The following is a 1,660-nucleotide window of genomic DNA, read 5'->3' as shown; positions in this document are numbered from 1 at the left end:
CAAATGCACGAGTAACCGTAACGCCAAGCACAGGCGCAGACCGAGTAGAAGTCACAGTAGGAAACTCAACAGTAGTCGCAACGAAAACTGGCTCAACATGGACTTTATCGCCAACGAAAACAGGAGTAAGTGTAGATTCAAGGACTGGAGTAGTCACTGTAGCGCACAATGCAGCAAGTGCAGGAACACAAGTCAGNGCAACTGCTAAACACGGNAACAGTGACGTAAGTACAGCATCAAGAGCAAACTTACCAGCAAAAGAAACAACACCAAATGCGCCAACAGTAGTAAGCGATACAGCAAATGCACGAGTAACCGTAACGCCAAGCACAGGCGCAGACCGAGTAGAAGTNACAGTAGGAAACTCAACAGTAGTCGCAACGAAAACTGGCTCAACATGGACTTTATCGTCAACGAAAACAGGAGTAAGTGTAGATCCAACAAGCGGAGTAGTCACTGTAGCGCACAATGCAGCAAATGCAGGAACACAAGTCAGCGCAACTGCTAAACACGGCAACAGTGACGTAAGTACAGCATCAAGAGCAAACTTACCAGCAAAAGAAACAACACCAAATGCGCCAACAGTAGCAAGTGACGAAGCAAACGCACGAGTAACCGTAACGCCAAGTGCAGATGCAGACCGAGTAGAAGTTACAGTAGGAAACTCAACAGTAGTCGCAACGAAAACTGGCTCAACATGGAGTCTAACACCATCTAAAGACGGTGTAAGTGTAGATCCAACAAGCGGAGTAATCACTGTGGCACACAATGCAGCAAGTGCAGGAACACAAGTCAGCGCAACTGCTAAACACGGCAACAGTGACGTAAGTACAGCAGCAAGTGTTACCCTACCAGGTAAAGCAGCTACACCAGCAGCACCAACAGTAGCAAGTGACGAAGCAAACGCACGAGTAACCGTAACGCCAAGTGCAGATGCAGACCGAGTAGAAGTTACAGTAGGAAACTCAACAGTAGTCGCAACGAAAACTGGCTCAACATGGAGTCTAACACCATCTAAAGACGGTGTAAGTGTAGATCCAACAAGCGGAGTAATCACTGTAGCACACAATGCAGCAAGTGCAGGAACACAAGTCAGCGCAACCGCAAAACACGGCAACAGTGACGCAAGTACAGCAGCAAGTGTTGCCCTACCAGGTAAAGCAGCTACACCAGCAGCACCAACAGTAGCAAGTGACGAAGCAAACGCACGAGTAACCGTAACGCCAAGTGCAGATGCAGACCGAGTAGAAGTTACAGTAGGAAACTCAACAGTAGTCGCAACGAAAACAGGCTCAACATGGAGTCTAACACCATCTAAAGACGGTGTAAGTGTAGATCCAACAAGCGGAGTAATCACTGTAGCACACAATGCAGCGAGTGCAGGAACACAAGTCAGCGCAACCGCTAAACACGGCAACAGTGACGCAAGTACAGCAACAAGTGTTACCCTACCAGGTAAAGCAGCTACACCAGCAGCACCAACAGTAGCAAGTGACGAAGCAAACGCACGAGTAACCGTAACGCCAAGTGCAGATGCAGACCGAGTAGAAGTTACAGTAGGAAACTCAACAGTAGTCGCAACGAAAACAGGCTCAACATGGAGTCTAACACCATCTAAAGACGGTGTAAGTGTAGATCCAACAAGCGGAGTAATCACTGT

General features: G+C 48.0%; 1 pseudogene. It reads left to right on the top strand.

Annotated features, from left to right (window positions below):
* Positions 1 to 1,660 (top strand): annotated as a pseudogene (locus tag D8787_RS11965) (hypothetical protein); the annotation flags it as partial.

It is taken from the genome of Streptococcus mitis (assembly GCF_003944325.1).
GTDB lineage: Bacteria > Bacillota > Bacilli > Lactobacillales > Streptococcaceae > Streptococcus > Streptococcus mitis_CW.
This window is presented reverse-complemented; position numbering and strand designations above follow the sequence as displayed.